The 19,562-nt window shown below is 70.4% G+C and carries 20 protein-coding genes; 12 read left to right on the top strand and 8 right to left on the bottom strand.

Features of this window, described 5'->3' with window-relative positions:
- Positions 1-219: 219 nt before the first annotated feature.
- On the bottom strand, positions 220-1,014 hold the full coding sequence (locus tag E1264_RS24445) for an enoyl-CoA hydratase-related protein (RefSeq protein WP_132177381.1): 795 nt from the start codon (positions 1,012-1,014) through the stop codon (positions 220-222).
- Positions 1,015-1,018: 4 nt separating this feature from the next.
- Positions 1,019-1,921 (bottom strand): SDR family oxidoreductase, encoded by a 903-nt coding sequence (locus E1264_RS24440; protein WP_132177379.1) that lies wholly within the window; start codon positions 1,919-1,921, stop codon positions 1,019-1,021.
- A gap of 225 nt (positions 1,922-2,146) precedes the next feature.
- Between E1264_RS24440 and E1264_RS24435 the strand changes: the two genes are divergently transcribed.
- From E1264_RS24435 to E1264_RS24405, 7 genes are all read left to right on the top strand, one after another.
- Positions 2,147-3,214: a dihydrodipicolinate reductase gene (locus E1264_RS24435; protein ID WP_132177377.1), complete on the top strand. Its 1,068-nt coding sequence runs from the start codon at positions 2,147-2,149 to the stop codon at positions 3,212-3,214.
- Positions 3,215-3,257: 43 nt separating this feature from the next.
- Positions 3,258-4,166, top strand: coding sequence for a glutathione S-transferase family protein (locus E1264_RS24430; RefSeq protein WP_132177375.1), 909 nt, complete (start codon positions 3,258-3,260; stop codon positions 4,164-4,166).
- A gap of 62 nt (positions 4,167-4,228) precedes the next feature.
- Positions 4,229-4,900, top strand: a complete 672-nt coding sequence (locus E1264_RS24425; protein WP_132177373.1) for an AIM24 family protein — start codon at positions 4,229-4,231, stop codon at positions 4,898-4,900.
- Between the two features lie 302 nt (positions 4,901-5,202).
- Positions 5,203-8,922: a multifunctional oxoglutarate decarboxylase/oxoglutarate dehydrogenase thiamine pyrophosphate-binding subunit/dihydrolipoyllysine-residue succinyltransferase subunit gene (locus E1264_RS24420; RefSeq protein ID WP_132177371.1), complete on the top strand. Its 3,720-nt coding sequence runs from the start codon at positions 5,203-5,205 to the stop codon at positions 8,920-8,922.
- 86 nt (positions 8,923-9,008) lie between these two features.
- The gene (locus E1264_RS24415; protein WP_132177369.1) at positions 9,009-9,188 is read left to right on the top strand and encodes a DUF6104 family protein; all 180 of its coding nucleotides are present in this window, start codon (positions 9,009-9,011) and stop codon (positions 9,186-9,188) included.
- A 107-nt stretch (positions 9,189-9,295) separates the two neighbouring features.
- A complete protein-coding gene (locus tag E1264_RS24410; protein WP_132177367.1) occupies positions 9,296-10,117 on the top strand; it encodes a DUF4097 family beta strand repeat-containing protein in 822 nt (273 codons plus the stop codon).
- A 7-nt stretch (positions 10,118-10,124) separates the two neighbouring features.
- Positions 10,125-10,856 (top strand): PadR family transcriptional regulator, encoded by a 732-nt coding sequence (locus tag E1264_RS24405; protein ID WP_132177364.1) that lies wholly within the window; start codon positions 10,125-10,127, stop codon positions 10,854-10,856.
- A 3-nt stretch (positions 10,857-10,859) separates the two neighbouring features.
- Here the strand turns inward: E1264_RS24405 and E1264_RS24400 are convergent, their stop codons facing one another.
- The 4 genes from E1264_RS24400 to E1264_RS24385 form a co-directional block, all read right to left on the bottom strand.
- Complete coding sequence (locus E1264_RS24400) at positions 10,860-11,828, bottom strand: zinc-binding dehydrogenase (RefSeq protein WP_132177362.1); 969 nt, start codon at positions 11,826-11,828, stop codon at positions 10,860-10,862.
- 78 nt (positions 11,829-11,906) lie between these two features.
- Positions 11,907-12,689, bottom strand: a complete 783-nt coding sequence (locus E1264_RS24395) for an amino acid ABC transporter ATP-binding protein (RefSeq protein ID WP_279491307.1) — start codon at positions 12,687-12,689, stop codon at positions 11,907-11,909.
- Complete coding sequence (locus E1264_RS24390; protein ID WP_132177360.1) at positions 12,686-13,657, bottom strand: amino acid ABC transporter permease; 972 nt, start codon at positions 13,655-13,657, stop codon at positions 12,686-12,688. The genes E1264_RS24395 and E1264_RS24390 overlap by 4 nt, the downstream gene beginning before the upstream one ends.
- A 3-nt stretch (positions 13,658-13,660) precedes the next feature.
- Complete coding sequence (locus E1264_RS24385) at positions 13,661-14,524, bottom strand: ABC transporter substrate-binding protein (protein WP_243711140.1); 864 nt, start codon at positions 14,522-14,524, stop codon at positions 13,661-13,663.
- A gap of 402 nt (positions 14,525-14,926) precedes the next feature.
- Between E1264_RS24385 and E1264_RS24380 the strand changes: the two genes are divergently transcribed.
- A complete protein-coding gene (locus E1264_RS24380) occupies positions 14,927-16,117 on the top strand; it encodes an NADP-dependent malic enzyme (RefSeq protein WP_132177356.1) in 1,191 nt (396 codons plus the stop codon).
- Between the two features lie 3 nt (positions 16,118-16,120).
- On the opposite strand, the gene sodX is transcribed toward E1264_RS24380, so the two are convergent.
- Positions 16,121-16,534: a nickel-type superoxide dismutase maturation protease gene (gene sodX / locus E1264_RS24375; RefSeq protein ID WP_132177354.1), complete on the bottom strand. Its 414-nt coding sequence runs from the start codon at positions 16,532-16,534 to the stop codon at positions 16,121-16,123.
- Between the two features lie 174 nt (positions 16,535-16,708).
- Here sodX and sodN point away from each other — a divergent pair, with 174 nt between their 5' ends.
- Together sodN and E1264_RS24365 are read left to right on the top strand one after the other, a co-directional pair.
- Positions 16,709-17,110, top strand: coding sequence for a superoxide dismutase, Ni (gene sodN, locus E1264_RS24370; RefSeq protein ID WP_207936128.1), 402 nt, complete (start codon positions 16,709-16,711; stop codon positions 17,108-17,110).
- Between the two features lie 179 nt (positions 17,111-17,289).
- Complete coding sequence (locus E1264_RS24365) at positions 17,290-17,613, top strand: hypothetical protein (RefSeq protein ID WP_132177350.1); 324 nt, start codon at positions 17,290-17,292, stop codon at positions 17,611-17,613.
- Here E1264_RS24365 and E1264_RS24360 read toward each other — a convergent pair.
- The gene (locus E1264_RS24360; RefSeq protein WP_132177348.1) at positions 17,568-18,080 is read right to left on the bottom strand and encodes a GNAT family N-acetyltransferase; all 513 of its coding nucleotides are present in this window, start codon (positions 18,078-18,080) and stop codon (positions 17,568-17,570) included. The two genes, E1264_RS24365 and E1264_RS24360, sit on opposite strands and share 46 nt — an antisense overlap.
- A 168-nt stretch (positions 18,081-18,248) precedes the next feature.
- On the opposite strand from E1264_RS24360, the gene E1264_RS24355 reads away from it, so the two are divergent.
- Complete coding sequence (locus E1264_RS24355; protein ID WP_131963416.1) at positions 18,249-18,677, top strand: anti-sigma factor; 429 nt, start codon at positions 18,249-18,251, stop codon at positions 18,675-18,677.
- Between the two features lie 50 nt (positions 18,678-18,727).
- A complete protein-coding gene (locus E1264_RS24350; protein WP_026401215.1) occupies positions 18,728-19,486 on the top strand; it encodes an RNA polymerase sigma factor SigF in 759 nt (252 codons plus the stop codon).
- Positions 19,487-19,562 lie beyond the last annotated feature (76 nt).

Raw genomic sequence — 19,562 nt, 5'->3', positions numbered from 1 at the left:
GCCCTGGCCCGCCTGGCCGCCCTCCGCTACGTAGAAGCCCTCTCCCTGGCCCTGGCTGATTAACCCAGGGGGGGCGACCCCCTGGAACCCCCGTCACGGTCGGCGAACCGTTTCCCGAGCCGCTGGCGCGTCTCGCGAAACGGCCCACCGACCGGTGGGTCGTGCGACCTCCGGCGCGGGGCGCCTCCGGCCGCACGACCCGTGACCCCGGCTGGGCTCTCAGCGGTTCTTGAACGTCGGGGGGCGTTTCTGGAGGGTGGCGGTCATGCCTTCGGCCAGGTCCTCGGTGAAGAAGGCGAGGGTCTGGACGGCGGTCTCCGCCATGAGCTGGCGCCGGAGGCCGGGGGCGTCCAGGGACGCGTTGAGCAGCTCTTTTGTACGCCGCAGGCCGTACGGGGACTTGGTGAGAAGTTCGGCGGCCAGCGCCTGCGCGGCGTCGAGGTCCGCGCCCTCGGCGGCGATCTCCGTGATGAGGCCGAGGGCGTCGGCGCGGGTCACGTCCAGGCGCCGGGCGCGGTAGGAGAGCTCCGCGGCCTTCGCCGGGCCGACGAGGCGCGGCAGCAGCCAGGACAGGCCGCAGTCGCCCGCCGACAGCCCGAGGTCGGTGAACGGCAGCACGAAGCGGGTGGTCGGGTCGGCGACCCGCAGGTCGCAGGCCAGCGCCCATGCCGCGCCGAGGCCCGCGACCGGGCCGTGCAGCGCCGCGATCACCGGCTGCGGGATCTCCCGCAGGCGGGCCGTGACCTCCCCGGCGCGGGCGATGCCGTGGTGGAGCCGCTGGACGCGGCCCCCGGCGCCCTCGCCGCCCGGGCCGCCCTGGAGGTCCATGCCGGAGCAGAATCCGCGGCCCTTGCCGGTGAGGACGACGACGTGGGTGTCCGGGTCGCGCATCAGGTCATTGAGGACGTCCAGCAGCTCCTCGGCCAGGGCGACGTCGACGGCGTTCAGGCGCTCCGGACGGGACAGGGTGATCGCGAGCACCCCGTCCCGCCGGTCGAGCTCGATCCCGCTCAACGGCTCAGGAGCCGAGCTGCTGGATCAGCGGGCCCATCTGCTCCATCGCGTTCCTGTGGACGGTCATCGGCGCGTCCGCGTTGATGGCCGCCCAGTTGTCGCGGACGTCCTCCACCGACAGCGTCTCGTTCTGGCCGTAGCCGGGGCCCTCGGCGACGAAGACCTTCGCGATGCGGCCGCCGCCGACGGTGTAGACCTCCCCCGAATCCTGGTTGGACTCGTGGACGAGGTAGGCGACGAGCGGCGTGACCTGCTCGACGCCGAGCCGGTCGGCGAACTCGGCGGGCAGGAGGTCCTCGGTCATCCGGGTCCACGCGACCGGCGCGATCGCGTTGGCCTTGATGTCGTACTTGGCGCCCTCGTGGGCGAGGGTCTTGGTGAACCCGACCAGGCCCATCTTGGCGGTGGCGTAGTTGGCCTGGCCGAAGTTGCCGAACAGGCCCGCCGGGGACGAGGTGTTCACGATCCGCCCGTACCCGTTGTCGCGCAGGTGCGGCCAGGCGGCGCTGGAGACGAGGAACGAGCCGCGCAGGTGGACGGCGATGACCGCGTCCCACTCGTCCGGGGTCATGTTCTTGAACGAGCGGTCGCGCAGGATGCCCGCGTTGTTGATCAGGATGTCGAGCTTGCCGAACGCGTCCAGCGCGGTCCGCACGATCGACTCCGCGCCCTCCGGGGTCGCGACGTTGCCGGGGTTCGCGACGGCCTCGCCGCCGCTCTTGGTGATCTCGTCCGCGACCTCCTGGGCGGGTCCGGCGGAGGCGCCGGTGCCGGACCGGTCGCCGCCGAGGTCGTTGACGACGACCTTGGCGCCGCGCGCGGCGAGCTCCAGCGCGTGCCGCCGGCCGAGGCCGTGGCCCGCCCCGGTGACGACCGCGACCCGGCCGTCGTAGCGCAGTTCCGACATCTCAGACTCCTCACATGCCGAACGGGACCGACTCCCCCAGGTAACCATCCGGGGGTTACCCAGTGGTACCAGTAAACCGAATCCCGCTCGGCCGCGCCCCCCGGGTTCCGCCGTCCCACTGGACGTCATTTCGTTCCCGCGTACGATGGGACGCGGGAGGAAAGTTTCACCGAATGCCGCTTTTCGCCCGTTGCCGGGCGCGCTCCCTCGGAGGTCCCCGTCCCGATGAGCCCCGCCGACGTCTTCTCGACGAACCCCCGCCCGTACCGGGTCGTGCAGTGGGCGACGGGTGCGCTGGGCCGCTGCGTGATCAGGGGCGTCCTCGACCGGCCCGACATGGAGCTCGCCGGCGCCTGGGCGCACGCCCCGGCCAAGGCGGGCGTCGACGCCGGGACGCTCGCCGGACGCGACCCCATCGGCGTCCCCGCCACCGGCGACCTGCAGGACGTCCTCGACCTCGACGCCGACTGCGTCGTCTACTCCCCCACGCCCGCGCTCGACCGCTACGCCGACCTCGACCTGGTCTGCTCGCTGCTGTCGTCCGGCAAGAACGTGATCGCCACCAACGGCTACGTCTACCCGCAGGCGCACGGCCCGCAGTTCGCCGGCGAGCTGGAGCAGGCGTGCAAGCGGGGCGGCACGTCCGTGCACGGCAGCGGGATCAGCAACGGCTTCATGGCGGACGTGATGCCGCTGGTCCTGTCGCGGCTGTCCCGGCGGATCACCCACGTCTACGCCCGCGAGTGCACCGACTTCGCCCGGCACCCGTCCTGGCAGATGGTCCACCACACGGTCGGCTTCGGGAAGGACGAGGACGCCTACCTGCGCGCGCTGCGGCCGAACCGCACCACGATGCGGGCGCTGTTCGCCGAGAGCCTGCACCTGGTCGCGGCCGGGCTCGGCGTCGACCTGGACGAGATCGACATGGACGTCGAGCACCGCCTCGCCCGCACCGACCTCGCCACCGCCGCCGGTCCGGTCCCGCGCGGCACGGTCGCCGCGGTCCGCTGGACGTTCAGCGGCATCGCCGCCGGACGGCCGGTGATCATGGTCGAGATCGTGCACAAGGCGGACGCCGCCCGGATGCCCGACGAGTGGGGCCGCCCCGGCTACTCGCTCCGCGTGGAGGGCCGCCCGTCCGTCACGCTGGCGGCCGACGAGACCTGGGTGTCCGACCCGATCTCCGCCGCCGCGGCCCACGTGCTCAACTCCGTCCCGGCGGTCTGCGCGGCCCCGTCCGGCATCCGCACGCACCTCGACCTGCCGATGATCTGCGGCCGCATGCGAGTCTGAGGGTATGAGGGGAAGCAGCGAAGACAGGGTGAGGGAGTCGGGCATGACCGCGCAGGAGGTCGGGAGCGGGCGGTTCGTGCGGCAGCCGAACCGGTTCACCGACCGGATCACCGCCGACGGCTCCAGCGGATTCCCGGCCGAATCCGGCCGCTACCGGCTGTTCGTGTCGTACGCGTGCCCGTGGGCGCAGCGCAGCATGATCGTCCGGGAGCTGCTGGGCCTTGAGGACGTGATCGGCCTGGCCGTCGTGGACCCCATCCGGGACGAGCGCGGCTGGCGGATCCCCGGCCGCGACCCGGTCACCGGCGCGGAGTTCCTCTCCGAGCTGTACCTGGCCACCGACCCGTCCTTCGAGGGCCGCTACACCGTCCCCTGCATCTGGGACACCCGGACCAAGCGCCTGGTCACCAACGACTTCCCGAACATCACCACGACGATGGAAACGGAATTCACTGCCCACCACCGCCCCGGCGCCCCCGACCTTTACCCGGAGGCGCTGCGCCCCGAGATCGACGAGCTGAACGCCGTCGTCTACACGACCGTCAACAACGGCGTCTACAAGGCCGGTTTCGCCACCGCCCAGGACGCCTACGAGGAAGCCGTCGACGCCCTCTTCGCCACCCTCGACGATCTCGAAGAGCGCCTCTCCACCCGCCGCTACCTGCTCGGCGACCAGATCACCGAGGCCGACATCCGCCTCTACACCACGCTCGCCCGCTTCGACGCCGTCTACTACTCGCACTTCAAGTGCAACCTGCGCCGCCTGGTCGACTACCCGAACCTGTGGGCCTACGCCCGCGACCTGTACTCGGTTCCCGCCTTCGGCGGCACCACGGACTTCGACCACATCAAGCGCCACTACTACGTGACGCACCGCCACATCAACCCGACCGGTATCGTCCCCAAGGGACCCCTCGTGGACTGGACGACCCCGCACAACCGGGAACGTTGACCCCATCCCCTCGTTATGCTGGCGGTTCTTCCAGTAATCCGTACGAGAGGCACCACCCGACCATGCGCAGCCAATTCTTCGGGAACATGGACCAGGGGCAGCAGCTCCCCGGCCACTTCGCACTCCAGAACTCCAAGATGCTCCGCGTCCACCTCAACGGCGACGTCCTGGCCCGGCAGGGGTCCATGGTCGCCTTCCAGGGCCAGATGGAGTTCGACTACGAGGGCTCCGGCGGCCTCGGCAAGTTCATGAAGAAGGCGCTGACCGGTGAGGGCGTGCCGCTGATGCGCGTCAAGGGCCAGGGCCTGCTCTTCTGTGCGAACGACGCCGACGACATCCACCTCTTCTACCTTGAGAACGAGGGCATGACCGTCAACGGCAAGAACATCCTCGCCTACGACTCGCACCTGCAGTCGGACATCCAGCGCGTCCAGGGCGCCGGGATCGCCGCGGGCGGCCTGTTCAACACCACCCTCACCGGCACCGGCTGGGTCGCCCTCACCACCCACGGCACCCCCGTCATGCTCGACTGCGGCCGCGCCCCGACCTTCGCCGACGGCCAGTCCGCCGTCGCGTGGAGCACCAGCCTCCAGGTCGGCGTCAACCGCACCTTCAAGGCGGGCGCCCTCATCGGACGCGGCAGCGGCGAGGCCATGCAGCTCGCCTACCAGGGCCAGGGCTTCGTCCTCATCCAGGCCAGCGAGGGCCCGACCGTCGCCCCGCACACCCACTGATCCCCTGTGCAACCCCGCCCTTGGACGAGCCGGGCCACCCACGTGGACCGGGCCTCAGCCGAGGTCACGGGTCGTGCGGCCGGAGGGCGCCCAGCGCCCGGAGGTCGCACGACCCGCCGAGCCGGGCGACCGCAGCGCCACGACGCGAACCCGCACGGTCACAACACACCCGCACCGTGGCGTGAGGATCGACCGGCTCGTGACGGGGGGTTCCAGGGGGGCGCCCCCCTGGGTCAACACTGCAGTAGCCTTGATTCGTCTCAGAACTTACCTGCGAGCTGCGGAAGAGGGCGATCTCCGCCGTGTCGACAGAGTCGTCGCAATCTAGTGCCGACCCCAAGATGACAGACTTCGGCGCCAACGAGTGGCTGGTCGACGAGCTGTACCAGAAGTACCTCGAGGACCCGAACTCGGTTGACGAGGCCTGGTGGAACTTCTTCGCGGACTACCAGCCGGACAGCCGGCCGACGTCCGTGACGTCTGCGTCCCCCCCGGCGCCGATGGACGGCGCGGCCGCCAAGGCCGCGAACGGCTCCCCGGCCGCTCCGCCGACACCGCAGCAGCCCGTGAAGCCCCCCAAGGCGGAGCCCGGAAAGGCGGCGCCCGCGAAGCCTGCGCCGAAGAGCGAGAAGCCCGCTCCGCCGCCGGTTCCCGAGGGCGCGGAGGAAGTCCGGCTGCGCGGGGTCGCGGCGCGGACGGCGTCCAACATGGAGGCCAGCCTCGGGGTGCCGACGGCCACCAGCGTGCGGGCCGTCCCGGCGAAGTTGCTGATCGACAACCGCATTGTGATCAACAACCATCTGAAGCGCGGGCGGGGCGGGAAGGTCTCGTTCACGCATCTGATCGGCTACGCGATCGTCAAGGCGCTCGCGGCGATGCCGGAGATGAACGCGGCGTTCACCGAGGTGGACGGCAAGCCGGTGCTGATCAGGCCGGAGCACGTGAACTTCGGGCTTGCGATCGACCTGCAGAAGAGCGACGGGTCGCGGCAGCTGGTGGTGCCGAGCATCAAGGCGGCCGAGACGCTCGACTTCCGCCAGTTCTGGGCCGCCTATGAGGAGATCGTCCGCAAGGCCCGCGGCGGCAAGCTCACGATCGAGGACTTCCAGGGCACGACGATCAGCCTGACGAACCCGGGCACGATCGGGACCGTCCACTCGGTGCCGCGGCTGATGCCGGGCCAGGGCACGATCATCGGCGTCGGCGCGATGGAGTTCCCGGCGGAGTTCGCGGGCGCGTCCAGCGACACCCTCGCCCGCATGGGGATCAGCAAGGTCATGACGCTGACCTCCACCTACGACCACCGGATCATCCAGGGCGCGCAGTCGGGCGACTTCCTGCGCCGCATCCACGAGCTGCTGCTCGGCGCGGACGGTTTCTACGACGAGATCTTCGAGGCGCTGCGGATCCCGTACGAGCCGGTGCGCTGGGTGAAGGACATCTCCGCCACCCATGAGGACGACGTCGCGAAGGTCGCCCGCGTCCACGAGCTGATCCACGCCTACCGGGTCCGCGGCCACCTGATGGCCGACACCGACCCGCTGGAGTACAAGCAGCGCCGCCATCCCGACCTGGACATCCTCAAGCACGGCCTCACCCTGTGGGACCTGGAGCGCGAGTTCGCGACCGGCGGGTTCGGCGGCAAGCCGACGATGCAGCTGCGCGAGATCCTCGGCGTGCTGCGGATGGCGTACTGCCGGACGGTCGGCATCGAGTACATGCACATCCAGGACCCGGAGGAGCGCGCCTGGATCCAGGAGCGCGTGGAGATCCCGCACGAGAAGCCGTCCCGCGAGGAGCAGCTCCACGTGCTGCGGCGGCTGAACAGCGCGGAGGCGTTCGAGACGTTCCTGCAGACGAAGTTCGTCGGGCAGAAGCGGTTCTCGCTGGAGGGCGGCGAGTCCGTCATCCCGCTGCTGGACTCGGTGATCTCGGCGGCGGCCAAGGCCAGCCTGGACGAGGTCGTCATCGGCATGGCGCACCGCGGCCGGCTGAACGTGCTGGCCAACATCGTCGGCAAGTCCTACGGGCAGATCTTCGGCGAGTTCGAGGGCAACCTCGACCCGCGCTCCGCGCAGGGTTCGGGCGATGTGAAGTACCACCTGGGCGCCGCCGGGGACTTCGTCGCCGACGACGGCTCCAAGATCCACTGCGAGCTGGTCGCGAACCCCTCGCACCTGGAGACGGTCGACCCGGTGCTGGAGGGCGTCGTCCGCGCCAAGCAGGACCTGCTGGACGTCGGCGAGGCCGGGTTCAGCGTGCTGCCGATCCTGGTGCACGGCGACGCCGCGTTCGCCGGGCAGGGCGTGGTCGCCGAGACGCTGAACCTGTCGCAGCTGCGCGGCTACCGCACCGGCGGCACCGTCCACGTGATCATCAACAACCAGGTGGGGTTCACCACCGCACCGGAGTACTCGCGCTCCAGCGTCTACTCCACCGACGTGGCCCGGATGATCCAGGCGCCGATCTTCCACGTCAACGGCGACGACCCCGAGGCGTGCGCGCGGGTGGCGCGGCTGGCGTTCGAGTACCGGCAGACGTTCAAGAAGGACGTCGTGATCGACATGGTCTGCTACCGGCGGCGCGGCCACAACGAGGGCGAGAACCCCTCGTTCACCCAGCCGCTGATGTACGACCTGATCGACGCCAAGCGGTCGGTGCGCAAGCTGTACACCGAGGCGCTGATCGGCCGCGGCGACATCACCGTCGAGGAGGCCGAGCAGGCGCTGCGCGACTACCAGGAGCAGCTGGAGCGCGCGTTCACCGAGACCCGCGAGGCGGTGAAGCGGCCGCAGGAGCCGGGGTCGGTGGTCAAGCCGGACGTCGAGGAGAGCATCCCGATCGACCACGCCTCGGCGGGGTCGGCGATCCCGGCCGAGACCGTCAAGCGGATCATCGAGTCGCAGGTCTCCCTGCCGGAGGGCTTCACCCCGCACCCGCGGCTCCAGCCGATCCTGCAGCGCCGCGCGCAGATGATCGAGGACGACGCGATCGACTGGGCGACCGGCGAGCTGCTCGCGATGGGCTCGCTGCTGATCGACGGCCACCCGGTGCGGCTCGTCGGGCAGGACACCCGCCGCGGCACGTTCGGCCAGCGCCACGCGGTCCTCGTCGACCGCAAGAACGGTGAGGAGTACACCCCGCTCAAGCAGTTCGGGCAGGGCGTGTCGAAGTTCTACGTCCACGACTCGCTGCTCAGCGAGTACGCGGCGATGGGCTTCGAGTACGGCTACTCCATGACCCGCCCCGACGCGCTGGTCTGCTGGGAGGCCCAGTTCGGCGACTTCGCCAACGGCGCCCAGTCGATCGTGGACGAGTACATCTCCTCCGGCGAGCAGAAGTGGGGCCAGCACTCCAGCGTCGTGCTGCTGCTGCCGCACGGCTACGAGGGCCAGGGCCCCGACCACTCCTCTGCGCGGATCGAGCGGTACCTGCAGCTGTGCGCGCAGGACAACATGACCGTCGTCTACCCGACCACCCCGGCGAACTACTTCCACCTGCTGCGCTGGCAGGTGCTGTCGAAGCGGAACAAGCCGCTGGTGGTGTTCACGCCGAAGTCGCTGCTGCGGCTGAAGGCGGCCACGTCCCCGGTCGAGCAGATCACCGGCGGCGCGTTCCAGCCGGTCATCCCGGAGGCCGACCCGGCGATCGACCCGGCGGGCGTGCGGCGCGTGCTGCTCACCACCGGCAAGATCTACTACGACGTGGTCAAGGCCCGCGACACCTCGGGCGCGACCGACACCGCCGTCGTCCGGATCGAGCGCCTCTACCCGCCGCCGGTCGACGAGATCAAGGCCGAGCTCGCCAGGTACCCGGCCGACGTCGAGGTCGTGTGGGTGCAGGACGAGCCCGCGAACATGGGCGCCTGGCCGTTCATGGCGCTGAAGCTGCCGCACCACATCGACGGGCTGAAGATGTCGCGGGTGTCGCGCCCGGCGTCCTCGTCCCCGGCCGTGGGCTCGGCCAAGCTGCACCAGGCCGAGCAGGAGGCGCTGCTCGCCCGCCTCTTCGCACCCAAGTAACGGGTCCGGACTTCGAGGGCTCCGGCGCGCCGCGCCGGAGCCCTCGGCGTCCCGGCCGGGAATCCGTACGAAAGAGAAACAAGGCAATGTACTTCACCGATCGGGGCATCGAGGAGCTGGCGGACCGGCGCGGCGCCGAGGAGGTCAGCCTGGCGTGGCTGGCCGAGCGGCTGCGCGAGTTCGTCGACCTCAACCCCGAGTTCGAGACGTCCGTCGACCGGCTCGCCACCTGGCTGGCCCGGCTGGACGAGGAGGACGACGAGTAGGGACCCGGCGCACGGGCCACGGAAACGCGATACATCTTGACTTTCCAGGGACGCGACATATCGTGTTTACTGGAAGGTGCGGAGCTCGGAACGAAGGGCAGATCGCGATGTCGCGCTGGACGATCGACGAACCGACCACCCTCGACTTCGACGGCGTGGTCGCGCTGCGGGCCACGCTGATCGCCGGGACCATCTCGGTGCTCGCCTCCGCCGAGCGCCCGTCCATCATGATCGGCGACGTCGAGGGCCCGCCGCTGGTGGTCACGCACGAGGCGGGCATGCTGACGGTCACCCACGAGAACCTGTGGGAGGGCGTGCTGAGCTGGCTGCGCACCCAGCGGTGTCGGGCCGCCGTCACGGTGACGGTCCCACACGACTGCCCGGTCAGCCTCAACCTCGTGTCGGCGGACGCCGTCGTCACCGGCACGACGGCCCGCACGTCCATCAAGAGCGCCTCCGGCGACGTGACGCTCGACGGCGTCGCGGGCGCGGTCGACGCCAACACCGTCTCCGGCGCGATCGAGGCGCAGGGCCTGGACGGGAAGGTCTCGTTCACCTCCGTCTCCGGCGACCTGTCCCTCGCGGGCGGCTCCGTCGCCCGGCTGTCGGCACGGGCCGTCAGCGGGCGCGTCGCCGCCGACGTGAACCTGGACGGCGGCGCCCGCGTGGACGTCAACACCGTCTCCGGCGCGGTCGCGCTGCGCATCCCCTACTCCGCGGACGCGCAGGTCGCGCTGAGCTCGGCCGCCGGGCCGCTGGACACGACGTTCCCCGAGCTCACCGAGCAGGACGGCCTCCTCGGGCGCACCCGGACCGGCAAGCTCGGGAACGGCTCGGGGCATCTGAAGGTCAACACCGTGTCCGGCGCCGTCACCCTCGTCGGACGCGACGACGAGCCCGAGATCACCACCCCGCGAATGGAGAAGTGAGGACGACGTGAGTCCCGTTTTCGGCCACGGTCGCCTGCGGCTGTACCTGCTGAAGCTCCTGGAGGAGAGCCCGCGGCACGGCTACGAGGTGATCCGGCTCCTCCAGGACCGGTTCCTCGGGGTCTACTCGCCCTCCCCCGGCACGATCTACCCGCGGCTCGCCCGGCTGGAGTCGGAGGGCCTGGTCACCCATGAGGTGATCAAGGGCAAGAAGGTGTACTCGCTGACCGACAAGGGCCGCGAGGAGCTGGAGCGCCGGATGGACGAGCTCGCCGAGCTGGAGGAGGAGATATCCGCCTCGGCGCAGGAGTTCGCCCGCGGCGTGCAGGAGGACGTCCGGCAGACCGTCCGGACGCTGCGCGAGGAGCTCACCCAGGCCGCCCGGACGATGCGCGACCAGGGCAAGGCCACGTCCAAGGACGCCTGGAAGGAGACGACCGAGCGCCAGAAGGACGAGTGGAAGCGCCAGAAGGAGTACTGGCGCGAGCAGAAGCAGGCGTGGAAGGAGGAGTGGCGGAAGAACTGGGAGGACGCCTGGAAGACGGCGACCGGCACCCGCGAGGACGTCGCCCGCCTCAAGCTGGAGCGCCTGCTCCGCGGGTTCGTCGAGGACGTCCGCGGGTCCGCGAAGACGGCCCGGCTGGACGACGACGACCTCGCCGCCGCCCAGACCCTCCTCGACGAGACCCGCGAACGCCTGACGCAGGAGATCTTCCGCAAGGACGAGCCGAAGTCCTGACCGTCAGGGCGTGAAGACGATCTTCCCGAAGACGTCGCCCTCCGCCATGGCCGCGAACCCTTCATGCGCCCGGCTCAGCGGCAGCGTCCGGTCGATCACCGGCTTGGTGCCGGTCTTGACCAGGAACCGCGCCAGCCGCTCCAGCTGGTCCCGCGTCCCCATGGTGGACCCGACCACCGACAGCTGCAGGAAGAACACCCGGTTCAGCTCCGCCGGCGGCACGGCCCCGCTGGTCGCGCCGGACACCACGATCCGGCCGCCGGGCCGCAGCGACTTCAGCGAATGCGACCACGTCGCCTGCCCCACGGTCTCGATGACGGCGTCGACCCGCTCCGGCAGCCGCGCGCCCGTCTCGACCGCCTCGTCCGCGCCGAGCTCCCGCGCCCGCTCGCGCTTCGCCTCGCTGCGGCTCGTCGCGTAGACGCGGTAGCCGGCCGCCGACGCCAGCGCGATCGCCGCGGTCGCGACGCCGCCGCCCGCGCCCTGCACCAGCACGGACGCCCCGGGCTGCAGGCCCGCCTTGTCGAACAGCATCCGGTACGCGGTGAGCCACGCCGTCGGCAGGCACGCGGCCTCCTCGAACGACAGCCCGGCGGGCTTCGGGACGAGGTTGCGGCGCGGCACCGCGACCTTCTCCGCCAGCGTCCCCGGATACGTCTCCGACAGCAGCGACCGCTTCGGGTCGAGGGTCTCGTCGCCGCCGCCGCGGCCCGGGTCGCCGATCACCGAGTGGACGATGACCTCGTTGCCGTCCTCGTCCACCCCGGCCGCGTCGCAGCCGAGGATCATCGGGAGCCGGTCGGCGGGGAGCCCGACGCCCTTGAGCGACCACAGGTCGTGGTGGTTGAGCGCGGCCGCCTTCACCGTGACGGCCGTCCACCCGTCCGGCACGTCGGGATCGGGCCGCTCCCCTGCCGTCAGCCCGTTCAGCGGATTGTCTGCGTCGATCTTGGTTGCCGTGACAGCGAACATGCAAGGCACACTAACCGACCGCCCGGTCGGCGAACGGCCCGCCCCCAGGGGGCGGGCCGTTCGGCGAATCCGTCGACGTCAGAGGACCTTGGACAGGAAGTCCCTCGTGCGCTGGTGCTTCGGGTCGGCCAGCACCTCGCGCGGCACGCCCTTCTCGACGACGACGCCCTCGTCCATGAAGACCAGCGAGTCGCCGACCTCCCGGGCGAAGCCCATCTCGTGCGTCACCACGATCATGGTCATGCCGTCGAGCGCGAGCTGCTTCATGGCCTCCAGGACGTCGCCGACCAGCTCGGGGTCGAGTGCGGAGGTGGGCTCGTCGAACAGCATCAGCGCCGGCTCCATCGCCAGCGCCCGCGCGATCGCGACCCGCTGCTGCTGCCCGCCGGACAGCTGCGCCGGGTAGCTCTGCGCCTTGTCGCCCAGCCCGACCCGCGCCAGCAGGGCGAGCGCCCGCTCGCGGACCTCCGCCTTCGGCTGCCGCTTCACCCGGACCGGCGCCTCCATGATGTTCTCCAGCGCCGTCATGTGCGGGAACAGGTTGAACCGCTGGAACACCATGCCGATCTCGCGGCGCTGCGCGGCGACCTCGCGGTCGCGCAGCTCGTAGAGCTTGCCGCCGGACTCGCGGTAGCCGACCAGGTGGCCGTTCACCCACAGCCGCCCGGAGTCGATCTTCTCCAGGTGGTTGATGCAGCGCAGGAACGTCGACTTGCCCGACCCCGACGGCCCGACGACGCACATCACCTCGCCCGGCCTGACCTCCAGGTCGATGCCCTTCAGCACCTCCAGCCGGCCGAACGACTTGTGCACCGCCTCGGCCTTGACCATCACGTCCGCGACGGCGTCCGGCGCGCTCATGCGGCTCCCCCTCCCCCGCTGCCGAAGCCGAGCAGGCGCAGCGCCGCCCTCTTCTCCCTGGGGACTTCCGACCCGCGGGAGAAGTGCCGCTCGATGAAGTACTGCCCGACCAGCAGGAAGCTGGTCAGGATCAGATACCAGATGCAGGCCGCGACCAGCATCGGGAAGACGTTGAACGTCCGCGAGCCGACCGCCTGGAGCTGGAAGAACAGCTCGTTGCTGACCGGGACGTACGCCACCAGCGAGGTGTCCTTGAGCATCGCGATGGTCTCGTTGCCGGTCGGCGGGACGATGACGCGCATCGCCTGCGGCAGGATGATCCGGCGCATGGTCTGGAACCGCGACATGCCGAGGGCGCCCGCGGCCTCCTCCTGGCCCGGGTCGACCGACAGGATGCCGGCGCGCACGATCTCCGCCATGTAGGCGGCCTCCGACAGCGCCAGCGCCAGCAGGCCGGCCATGAAGCCGGTCAGCAGGGTGCGGGCGTCGAAGGTGAACAGGGTGCCGTCGATGTCGACGCCCATCAGGTCGCCGAGCTGCCCGGCGAACGGGATCCCGCCGACGTGGTACTTGGCGTACAGGATGCCCATGTTGCCGAACAGGATCGCCAGCACCAGGCGGGGGACGGCCCTGAAGAACCAGGTGTAGAGCCAGGCGACGCCGCTGAGGACGGGGTTGTCCGACAGCCGCATGACGGCGAGGACGACCCCGAACAGGACACCGATCAGCATCGCCAGGACGGTCAGCGCGATGGTGGTCCAGACACCGCGGATGATGTTGGGCCGGAACGCGTTGTCGACGAGGAACGACCACTGGAACTGCTTGTTCGTCACCAGCATGTGGACGAACATCGCGGTGAGGATCGCGATGACCGCCACCGCCACCCAGCGGCCGGGGTGCCGGACCGGCACGGCCTTGATCGCTTCAGGCCGCGCCGGGTCCGGCGTGTCTTTTGTGAGATCCGCCATCGGTTACGGGTTAACGGCCGAGTCGGTGATCGCCCCCGCCTGCACGTTCCACTTCTCCAGGATCTTCTTGTAGGTGCCGTCCGCCTGGAGGGCCTTGGTGGCGCCGGCGATGGCCTCGGCGAACTGCGCCTGCTCCTTCTGCACGACGAACCCGTACGGGGCGGCCTCGTAGATGTCGCCGAGCAGTTCGAGCTGGCCGTTGGTCTTCTTCACCGCGTAGGCGATGATCGGCGAGTCGGCGAGGCCGGCGTCGTCCTTGCCGGACACGATCGCGGCGGTCGCCTGGTCCTGGCCCTGGTACTGGTCGATGGTGATCGCGGGCTTCCCGGCGGCCGTGCACTCCTTCGACCGCTTCTGGATGTCGTCGACCTGGACGGTGGCCTTCTGCACGGCGATCTTCTTGCCGCAGGCGTCGTCGGGCTGGACGCCGGCGGGGTTGCCCTTCTTGGTCGCCCACTGGGTGCCGGCGTTGAAGTAGCTCACCATGGTGACGACCTTCTTGCGCTCGTCGTTGATGGTGAAGGAGGAGACGCCCGCCTCGTACTTGCCGGACTGGACGCCGGGGACGATGTCGTCGAACTTGCTGGAGACCCATTCGGTCTTGAGGCCGAGCTTGGCCGCCACGGCGTCGAACAGCTCGCGGTCCCAGCCGACGACGGTCTTGCCGTCGGTGTCCAGGAACTCGTTCGGCGCGTACGTGGAGTCGGTGCCGATCAGGATCTTGCCGTCCGACTTGATCGCGTCGGGGACCATCCCCGCCAGCTTGGCGTCCGCGCCTCCCGAAGCGGTGATCTTGGGGCCCCCACCCGTGTCGTCTTCCTTCTCGCCGCATGCCGAGAGCGCGAGGGCGCCCGTCAGCACAAGCACGCCCGTCACGATCCCGTGACGACGCAGAGAACCGGTGATCACTGGTCCCCTCCCAGATGGTTGCGTCGGATCCGCGTAGATCCGTAGGTCAAGTGCACATCTTGGCGTACAACCTCCCTGATCTGGATAAAGGGTGCGAAACAATCACGCAACGAGCGAGCCCCGGGACGGTACGTCAACGTCGCCGTTCCCCGGGGAACACAACCGTACGGCCACACTTCGGCAACGCCCGCGTGACCATCGCCACGGTCCTCCTCCCACCGGGATCCGGGAGGGGGTATGACACAATCGGACAACGGGTGACCCCCGTACGTCACGGGATGACCACCGGGTGACCGGCCACCAGACCACCAGCACCGCGGCGGCGTCCAAGAAAGCCAACTTTCACTGACAGGGGTCGCAGTGGCTGCTCAGCCCATTCCCACGGAACCTTCATCACTGGACGACGATCCGGCCTTCCCGCTGCATCGCGGCGGCAAGCTGGAGATGCGCTCGACCATCCCGGTCCGCAACAAGGACGATCTGTCGCTGGCCTACACGCCGGGCGTCGCCCGCGTCTGCACCGCGATCGCCGACCACCCCGAACTGGCCTACGACTACACGTGGACGTCCAAGGTCGTCGCCGTGGTCACCGACGGCACCGCCGTGCTCGGGCTCGGCGACATCGGCCCGGCCGCGTCCATGCCGGTCATGGAGGGCAAGTCCCTGCTGTTCAAGGAGTTCGCCGGCGTCGACTCGGTGCCGATCGCGCTGAGCTGCACCGACGTCGACGAGATCGTCGACACGGTGGTCCGGATGGCGCCGAGCTTCGGCGGCATCAACCTGGAGGACATCAGCGCCCCCCGCTGCTTCGAGATCGAGGACCGGCTCCGCGCCGCGCTCGACATCCCCGTCTTCCACGACGACCAGCACGGCACCGCGATCGTGGTGCTCGCCGCCCTGACCAACGCGGCCCGGCTGGTCGGCCGGCCCCTGTCGGACCTGCGCGCGGTGGTCGCGGGCGCGGGCGCGTCCGGCATCGCGGTCTCGAAGATGCTCATCGAGGGCGGCATCGGCGACATCGCCCTGTCCGACAGCAAGGGCCTCATCTACGAGGGGCGGGACGGCCTGAACCCCGTCAAGGAGCGCATCGCCGCGATCACCAACCGCTCCCACCTCAAGGGCTCCACGGAAGAGGCGCTGCGCGGCGCCGACGTGTTCATCGGGCTCTCGGGCGGCACCGTCCACGAGTCGTGCGTCGCGACGATGTCGCAGGACGCGATCGTCTTCGCCCTCTCCAACCCCACCCCCGAGGTCCACCCGGACGTCGCCCGCCGCCACGCGAAGGTCGTCGCGACGGGCCGCAGCGACTACCCGAACCAGATCAACAACGTCCTGGCCTTCCCCGGCATCTTCCGCGGCGCGCTGGACGTCCGCGCGCACTCCATCACCGAGGGCATGAAGCTCGCCGCCGCGAACGCCCTGGCCGACATCGTCGGCGACGACCTGACCCCCGACTACGTGATCCCCGGCCCGTTCGACGACCGCGTCGCCCCGGCCGTCACCGACGCCGTGGCCGCCCAGGCCCGCCGCGAGGGCGTGGCCCGCATCTGACGCCTAGTCCCGACGGCCCGTGTCCCCCGTGCGGGACGCGGGCCGCAGGAGCGCCGGACGCGGCCAGTAGCGTGCGATGACGCGCCCGACGATCAGCGCGTCGGGGACGGCGCCGAAGTCCCAGCTGTCGCGGCGGCCCTGGGCGCGCTGGTTGTCGCTCTCCAGCCACCACCCGTCCCCGGCCCGGTGGTCGGCGCGCTTGACGATCAGCAGGTCCCGCCGCTCCGGATGGCGCGCCACGACGACGTCCCCGGCCTCGGGACGGACGCCGGTCCGCACGAGCAGCCAGTCCCCCGGCCGCAGCCCCGGCAGCATCGAGTCGCCCGTGACCTCGACCGTCCGCAGCCGCCCGCGCGCCCCGGCCAGCGCGAACGCCGCCGCCCCGGCCAGGCCCCAGAACAGCGTGCGGATCCGCATGGTCCTCCTCGTCCGCCCGCATAGTTCGGCGGGCGGCGGTCATGAACGGGAAGGAGCCCGGGCATCTCCGGGACCTAGGCCGAAATACCGAGCGCCCTGGCCGGACGGGCCCACGGGCACAAGAGTAATGTCGGTGACCTGAGCATGATCCGCAACGAGGGAAGGGAATCGCAGGTGTTGCTCAAGCTTCTGCGCCCGAAGACAACGGTGTCCGCTCACTGCGACCTGCCGTGCGGCGTCTACGACCCGGCGCAGGCCCGGATCGAGGCCGAGTCGGTCAAGGCGATCGCCGAGAAGTACGCGGCCAACGACGACCCGGAGTTCCGCGCCCGGGCGATCCTGATCAAGGAGCAGCGTTCCCAGCTGGTCAAGGAGCACCTCTGGGTCCTCTGGACCGACTACTTCAAGCCGCCGCACTTCGAGAAGTACCCGCACCTGCACCAGCTGTTCAACGAGGCGACCAAGCTCGCGGGCGCCACGGGGACCAAGGGCAGCATGGACGTCGGCGTCGCGGAGCAGCTGCTTGCCAAGATCGCGGAAATCGACAAGATTTTCTGGGAGACGAAGCAGGGCTGACCAGCGAGAACGCCGAGGCCCGGTCCCGATGGGGCCGGGCTTCAGCCATGTCGGGGGACGTTCCGGCGCGATCGTCGCGGAGATGGGGCGTTGCCCGGCGGGCGTGGGCGGGTCATCCTTCTCTCAGGAAGAAGTCCGGCAGGGCGGGCCGGCGGCGGACTGCGAACGCGGCGGTGCGTGTGAGCGACGAGATCGAATGCCCGGAGTGCGGCGGGACAGGCGAGCAGCGCCTGGGCCCGCTGCAGTTGATGTGCCTGTACTGCCATGGCCGCAAGGTCGTCAGCGGCGAGCATGAGCCCGCGGACGGGCCGCGCCCCCCGGGGTCGCCCATGGACGGCGAGAGGTACGACCCCCGCACCCACGGCCCGCTGCCCCCTGTCTGGGAGCATCCGGCGGTGAAGGGGTCGGGCCTGTGCACGCACTGCCTCGGCGCCGGTGTCGTCGTGGCCGAGGGAACCTACGCGGAGGCGCCGTGCCCGCTGTGCTCGGGGGGCGGGCGGTAGGACGCGGCGGCCCCGGTGAGGGCGTCGCCGGTGAGGCGGTAGACCGTCCACTCGTCCTGCGGGCGGGCGCCCATCGACTCGTAGAAGTCGATGGCGGGCTTGTTCCAGTTGAGGACGGCCCACTCGACCCGGCCGTAGCCGCGCTCGTCCGCGATCCTGGCCAGCTCGGTGAGGAGCGCCTTGCCGTGGCCGTGCCCGCGGACGGCGGGGTCGACGAACAGGTCCTCCAGGTAGATCCCGTGCGTCCCGTTCCACGTCGAGTAGGTGAGGAACCACATCGCGAACCCGACGACGCGGCCCTCGTGCTCGGCCACGTGGGCGAAGACCTTCGGGTCCGGGCCGAAGAGGCTCTCGCGGACCTGCTCCTCGGTGGCCTTCACCTCGTGTAGGGCGCGCTCGTACTCGGCGAGCTCGCGGATCAGGCGCAGAATGTCGGGAACGTCGTCGGGTGTCGCGAATCGGATCACCCGTGCAGGCTATCCGGACGTGACGCATGCCTCCCTCCGGAGAGGTTTGGTTCGCGTCCGGTCAGCTCGCGGGGGCATTGGTGAGAAAGCCACGCGCGGCGAAGTCTCGCACAGGGGCTCGCAGGCGGTAGTTTCGGAAGCAGCGGGACCATCCTGCGAGGGAGTGACGTGACCGAGGAAACCGCTGCAATGCCGACCAGTACGAAGTTGTCCGTCCGCGACGTGGTGACGGTCAAGTTGCCGGCCGCGAGCGCCTACCTGTCCGTGCTGCGGACGGCGACCGCCGGTCTCGCGGCCAGGCTGGACTTCACGCTGGACGAGATAGAAGACCTGCGCATCGCCGTCGACGAGGCGTGCGCGATGCTGCTCGCCCAGGCCCTGCCGGGGACGGACCTGGTGTGCGAGTTCGAGCTGACCGGCGAGGCCATGCGCATCTCCGTGTCGGTGCTCACCGTGGACGGCGAGGTGCCGAGCCGCGACACCTTCGCCTGGACCGTCCTGTCGTCGCTGGCGGGCGAGGTGGACGCCCAGGTGGGCGCCGACGACCGGGTGACCGTGACGCTGCAGAAGCGCCGCGGCTCGGCGGGGGCCCCGTGACAGAGAAGACGACGATCGCCGGCGCGAGCAACGAGCGGTCCGAGAGCGCGGTGCCGGACCGCGCCCGCGCCCGCGCGCTGTTCGAGCGCCTCGCCGAGCTTCCCGAGGGCGACCCGGAGCGCCAGCGCATCCGCGACCAGCTGGTGGAGCTGCACCTCCCGCTCGTGGAGTACCTCGCCCGCCGCTTCCGAAACCGCGGCGAGTGGCTGGACGACCTGATCCAGGTCGCCACGATCGGGCTGATCAAGTCGATCGACCGGTTCGACCTGGAGCGCGGCGTGGAGTTCTCCACCTACGCCACGCCCACCATCGTCGGCGAGATCAAGCGGCACTTCCGCGACAAGGGCTGGGCGGTGCGCGTCCCGCGCCGGCTGCAGGAGCTGAAGCTGTCGCTGACCAAAGCGATCAGCGACCTCGCCCAGCGGGAGGGCCGCGCGCCGACCGTCAGCGAGCTGGCCGCGCACCTGCAGATGAGCGAGGAGGAGGTGCTGGAGGGCCTGGAGTCCGCCAACGCCTACTCCACCGTCTCCCTGGACGCGCCCGACTCCGGCGACGAGGACGCGCCCGCCGTGGCCGACTCCCTCGGCATGGTCGACGAGTCCCTGGAGGGCGTCGAGTACCGCGAGTCCCTCAAGCCGCTGCTGGAGAAGCTCCCCGCCCGCGAGAAGAAGATCCTTCTGCTGCGGTTCTTCGGCAACATGACCCAGTCGCAGATCGCCGCCGAGCTCGGCATCTCCCAGATGCACGTGTCCCGGCTGCTCGCCCGCACCCTCGCCCAGCTCCGCGAGGGCCTCACCGCCGACGAGTAACAGGTCGCCGAGCGGAGCTCGTCCGTTGAATGGCGGTGGGTGGGGGCTGGAGGACGGGCGCCGAGCGGAGCTCGTC

Source organism: Actinomadura sp. KC216, assembly GCF_004348535.1.
GTDB lineage: Bacteria > Actinomycetota > Actinomycetes > Streptosporangiales > Streptosporangiaceae > Spirillospora.
The sequence above is the reverse complement of the archived record's forward strand: the minus strand, read 5'-3'. Positions and strand labels throughout refer to the sequence as shown.

What these genes read in the sequence shown, in the direction of transcription:
- E1264_RS24440 (WP_132177379.1), bottom strand. Translation starts at nt 1,921, where the DNA reads ATGTCGGAACTGCGCTACGACGGCCGGGTCGCGGTCGTCACCGGGGCG.
- E1264_RS24435 (WP_132177377.1), top strand. Translation starts at nt 2,147, where the DNA reads ATGAGCCCCGCCGACGTCTTCTCGACGAACCCCCGCCCGTACCGGGTC.
- E1264_RS24430 (WP_132177375.1), top strand. Translation starts at nt 3,258, where the DNA reads ATGACCGCGCAGGAGGTCGGGAGCGGGCGGTTCGTGCGGCAGCCGAAC.
- E1264_RS24425 (WP_132177373.1), top strand. Translation starts at nt 4,229, where the DNA reads ATGCGCAGCCAATTCTTCGGGAACATGGACCAGGGGCAGCAGCTCCCC.
- E1264_RS24415 (WP_132177369.1), top strand. Translation starts at nt 9,009, where the DNA reads ATGTACTTCACCGATCGGGGCATCGAGGAGCTGGCGGACCGGCGCGGC.
- E1264_RS24410 (WP_132177367.1), top strand. Translation starts at nt 9,296, where the DNA reads ATGTCGCGCTGGACGATCGACGAACCGACCACCCTCGACTTCGACGGC.
- E1264_RS24400 (WP_132177362.1), bottom strand. Translation starts at nt 11,828, where the DNA reads ATGTTCGCTGTCACGGCAACCAAGATCGACGCAGACAATCCGCTGAAC.
- E1264_RS24395 (WP_279491307.1), bottom strand. Translation starts at nt 12,689, where the DNA reads ATGAGCGCGCCGGACGCCGTCGCGGACGTGATGGTCAAGGCCGAGGCG.
- E1264_RS24390 (WP_132177360.1), bottom strand. Translation starts at nt 13,657, where the DNA reads ATGGCGGATCTCACAAAAGACACGCCGGACCCGGCGCGGCCTGAAGCG.
- sodX (WP_132177354.1), bottom strand. Translation starts at nt 16,534, where the DNA reads ATGCGGATCCGCACGCTGTTCTGGGGCCTGGCCGGGGCGGCGGCGTTC.